Below are 4,165 nucleotides of genomic sequence, written 5' to 3' on the forward strand. Positions count from 1 at the left end.
CCACCGCGGCGCGGCGCTCGGCACGGAGCCGGTCGGCCCAGGTGTCGTCGAGCGGCGGCAGCTGGTGCACGCCGGTGGCCCAGCGCAGCAGCAGGTCGGCCAGGTCCGGGTTGCGGGCCAGCGCCGGCCCGTGGGAGTACGTGCCGAGCATCTTGCCCCGCCACGCCCCCTCGGTGGCGCCGTCGTTGCCGACCCCGGCGGTGACCCGGGCCAGCGGGGCGACGCCCGGGCCGAGGTGGGTGCGACCGCCGTGGTTCTCGAAGCCGGACAGCGCCGGGATGCCCAGGCGAGGGTCCACGTCGCCGGCCAGCTCGCCGACCGCCCGGGTGGGGCCCCGGTCGGAGGAGAGGTCCAGCAGCTCGAGGCCCGCGCACCGGGTGCCCTTGGCGAAGAAGGAGGTGCCGAGCAACTGGTAGCCGGCGCACACGCCGAACACCACCGACCCCTGCGCGACCGCGCGGTGCAGGCCGCCGTCGGCGAGCAGCCGCTGCGCGCCGAGCGCCTGCGGGCCGTCCTCGCCGCCGCCGATCAGGTAGATGTCGGCGGTGGCCGGGAGCCGCTGGTCGGAGCGGACCTCCAGCACCTCGACCGGCATCCCGCGCTGCTGCGCCCGACGGGCGAGGATCAGCACGTTGCCCCGGTCGCCGTAGGTGGACAGCAGGTCGGGGTAGATCCAGACGATGCGCAGGCTCTCAGTTGACACGGTCCAACTCCGCTCGGATGTCCTGGAACGCGGTGTAGTTCGCGATGACCTCCAGCCGGCCCGGCGGCGCGGTCCGGACGGCCTCGTCGAACGTCCGCACGTGCTGGAACGGCACGCCGTTGACGTCGAGGCGCACCGCGAGGTCGTACGCCCGGTCTCCGGTGATCAGCACCTGCCGACCGCGTAGCGGGGCGAAGTCGACGTCGAAGAGCCAGGAGGTGTCCAGGCCGTCGGGGTCCCGCGCGTTGATGGAGAGCAGTGTGGGCGCCTCGTCGGCCATGTCGAACGCCTCCAGCCAGCTGGCCGGGTTCTTCGCCAGCAGCAGCCGGATGTTGCGCCCGTCCCGCTCGACCTGCGCGTACCGGCCGGCGACGGAGGTGACGCTCCCGAGCTGGAGCACCGCGTCGACCGGGCGTACGCCGAACTCGGCGGCGACGGCGAGCGCGGTCGCGGCGTTGCCGAGGTTGACCTTGCCGGGGAGCTGGAGCTTCACCTTGTGCCAGGCGCCGGTCGGGTCGACCACGCCGTCGTCCTCCACCGTCCAGTTCGGCTCCGGCCGGCGCAGCGGGCAGCCGGTGCACCACCACTGCTCGCCCTCGCGGGCGATGGTCGAGCCGCACTCGGGGCAGACCCACGAGTCGTCGTGCCAGCGCTGCCCGGCGCTGAACCAGGTGACGTGCGGCGGGGCGATGCGGTGGTCGTGGTTGGGCGGCGGGGTGGCCGCCCACACGACCATCGGGTCGTCGGCGTTGGCGACGACGCGGACGTCGGTGTGCCGGACCAGCGCGGCGCGCCAGAGCTGCGCCATCATGGCGACCTCCTTGGCCCGGTCGAGCTGGTCGCGGGAGAGGTTGAGCAGCGCCACCACGTGCGGCTCGGTGGCCTCCAGCACCTGGGCGAGGTAGTGCTCGTCGACCTCCAGCACGGCGTACGGGGTGCTGCCGGCCTTGGCCAGCGCGGAGGTGTGGCCGGTGGGCATGTTGGCGCCGAAGGAGTTGGTGGCGACCCTGCCGAGGACGCCGACGGCGGCGGCGGTCAGCCGCGTGGTCGTGGTCTTGCCGTTGGTGCCCGAGACCAGGGCGATGGCGCGCCCGGCCGACAGGTGGGCGAGCAGGTCCGGGTCGATCTTCAGGCCGATCCAGCCGCCGATCACCGAGCCGTCGCCCCGGCCGGCGGCTCGGGACAGCGCCGCGGCGGTCCGCGACACCGAGCTGGCCACCTTCGCCCGCAGGGGCATCTTCGCGTCCGTCACCCGAGCGAGGTTACCGGACCAGCGTGCCCCCCAGATCGCCGCCGACGGCGATCCGTTCGGCCGGATGCTCCACGCCGTGCGGTCGGCCCCGCATCGGCCGGACAGAGTTGATCTATGTCGGAAAGCGGACGCGCGCTGCGCCGCCGCGCCCCTCCACTCCGCTCCACCCCGCCTGACGTGCTGTTTTGGGCGCGCATCGGGCGCGCCACGCGGGCGATTCCGGTTGCAGGTGGAGGGAAGTGGAGTAGAGTGGGGCCCAATGGTGAGGCCGGGAGGGCCCCACCGGCCCGGGGGGTCAGCGGCGCCGCGAACGCCGTTCAGGGGCGAGGGGGTTGGGCCGATGTTCCTCGGCACCCACACTCCGCGTCTCGACGACAAGGGCCGGTTGATCCTTCCGGCGAAGTTCCGGGACGAGCTGGCGGGGGGTGTCGTGATCACCAAAGGGCAGGACCGCTGCCTCTACGTCTTCCCGACGCCGGAGTTCCAGCGGATCGCGGAGCAGCTACGCGCGCAGCCGATGACACACAAGGCGGCCCGGGCCTACAGCCGGGTCTTCTTCGCCAGCGCGCACGACGAGGTCCCGGACAAGCAGGGACGGGTGACCATCCCGGCCCACCTGCGGACGTACGCGGCCCTCGACCGTGAGCTGGTGGTCATCGGCGCGAGCACCCGGGTCGAGATCTGGGACAGGGTCGCCTGGGAGACCTACCTCGCCGAGAGCGAAGACGACTTCGCCGACATCGAGGAGGGGGTGCTGCCCGGCGGTCTGTAGGGCGTGACGGCGCCCGACGTACTGCGAGATCTCCAGCCGCTTTCGAGTTCCTGGCACCCCTTCCCCGGTGCCAGGCGCACGATCCGACCTCCTCCGGCGTGGCCGGGAAGTTCGGGCGGGGAGCGGATGGGGATCTGGCGGTACGACGGTACGGCGTCGTCCGACGACAGGCGCGACAAGGAAACAGGGTTTCAACCAGTGGGGGTCGACATGGGGGAGCTGCGAGGCACGCACGTGCCGGTGTTGCTCGAGCGGTGTCTCGAGTTGCTGGCTCCCGCGCTGGACCGGGGCGGACGCACGGTCCACGTCGACGCGACGCTGGGCCTGGGCGGGCACGCCGAGGCGGTGCTGCGCGCGCACCCGGACACCGTTCTCATCGGGCTCGACCGGGACACCGAGGCCCTGGCGCACGCGCGGGCCCGGCTCGCCCCGTTCGCCGATCGGATCCACCTGGAGCACGCCGTCTACGACGAGCTTCCGGAGGTGCTCGACCGGCTCGGCTACCCGGGCATCGACGCGATCCTGTTCGACCTGGGCGTCTCCTCGCTCCAGCTCGACGCGCCCGACCGGGGGTTCGCGTACGCGCAGGACGCCCCGCTGGACATGCGGATGGACCAGACCCGGGGGGTGACCGCCGAAGAGGTGGTCAACACCTACGCGCACCCGGACCTGGCGCGGGTGCTGCGGGTCTACGGCGAGGAGAAGTTCGCCGGGAAGATCGCCTCGGCGATCATCCGGGAGCGCGAGCGGGGCCGGATCACCTCGTCGGCGCGGCTCGCGGAGCTGGTCCGCGAGTCGATTCCGGCACCAGCCAGACGAACCGGGGGACACCCGGCAAAGAGAACGTTTCAGGCTTTACGGATCGAGGTAAACAAGGAACTGGCAGCGCTGGAGACGGCGCTGCCGGCCGCGCTGGACAAGCTCACCGTGGGGGGCCGCATGGTGGTCCTGTCCTACCACTCGCTGGAGGACCGGCTCACCAAGGCGGCGCTGGCCGACCGGGTCCGCAGTAAGGGCCCGGTCGACCTCCCGGTCGAGCTGCCCGGGTCCGGCCCGACGTTCCGGCTGCTCAGCCGGGGCGCCGAGCTGCCCGGGGAGGCGGAGGTCGCCGCGAACCCGCGTGCCGCTTCGGTGCGGCTGCGGGCAGCGGAACGGCTTGACCCGGACGCACGGGAGCAGGGGCGGACCGACCGCGAACGGTACCGCCGACGGGTCAAGGCGATGCACCAACCGGGGACGGTGTCGGGGGGGACTGGTAAAGATCCACACCCGACACCCGGGGACGGGACAGGGACGGACGAAGAGGGGGAGGGGCATGACTATTGACAAGCGCGACCGCCGGGACGTGACCGGCGGCGGGCAGCGCACACCGCGGTCGGGGGGCCGGATCGCGGCGGAGCGGGCCACGCGCGTCGGCACGGGTACGCCGCGGGCGGAC

Annotated in this window: 4 protein-coding genes; 2 read left to right on the forward strand and 2 right to left on the reverse strand. The window is 73.0% G+C overall.

Going from position 1 to position 4,165, the window contains the following annotated elements; all coding sequences use genetic code 11:
• Together AB0I76_RS23825 and AB0I76_RS23830 are read right to left on the reverse strand one after the other, a co-directional pair.
• Positions 1–703: glutamine amidotransferase (locus AB0I76_RS23825; protein ID WP_357039414.1), on the reverse strand; the 703-nt coding region annotated here is incomplete at its 3' end.
• Complete coding sequence (locus AB0I76_RS23830; protein ID WP_357039424.1) at positions 693–1,940, reverse strand: MurT ligase domain-containing protein; 1,248 nt, start codon at positions 1,938–1,940, stop codon at positions 693–695. The genes AB0I76_RS23825 and AB0I76_RS23830, both read right to left, overlap by 11 nt.
• Positions 1,941–2,295: 355 nt before the next feature.
• Here AB0I76_RS23830 and mraZ point away from each other — a divergent pair, with 355 nt between their 5' ends.
• Both mraZ and rsmH read left to right on the forward strand, forming a co-directional pair.
• A complete protein-coding gene (gene mraZ, locus AB0I76_RS23835) occupies positions 2,296–2,727 on the forward strand; it encodes a division/cell wall cluster transcriptional repressor MraZ (RefSeq protein ID WP_357039418.1) in 432 nt (143 codons plus the stop codon).
• Positions 2,728–2,937: 210 nt separating this feature from the next.
• The gene (gene rsmH, locus AB0I76_RS23840) at positions 2,938–4,053 is read left to right on the forward strand and encodes a 16S rRNA (cytosine(1402)-N(4))-methyltransferase RsmH (protein WP_357039421.1); all 1,116 of its coding nucleotides are present in this window, start codon (positions 2,938–2,940) and stop codon (positions 4,051–4,053) included.
• Positions 4,054–4,165: the final 112 nt, after the last annotated feature.

It is taken from the genome of Micromonospora sp. NPDC049799, assembly GCF_040656655.1.
In the GTDB taxonomy this organism is placed as follows: Bacteria; Actinomycetota; Actinomycetes; order Mycobacteriales; family Micromonosporaceae; genus Micromonospora.

Excerpts from the sequence above, each read along its gene's own strand:
- mraZ (WP_357039418.1), top strand. The coding sequence starts at position 2,296 with ATGTTCCTCGGCACCCACACTCCGCGTCTCGACGACAAGGGCCGGTTG.
- AB0I76_RS23830 (WP_357039424.1), bottom strand. The coding sequence starts at position 1,940 with ATGCCCCTGCGGGCGAAGGTGGCCAGCTCGGTGTCGCGGACCGCCGCG.
- rsmH (WP_357039421.1), top strand. The coding sequence starts at position 2,938 with ATGGGGGAGCTGCGAGGCACGCACGTGCCGGTGTTGCTCGAGCGGTGT.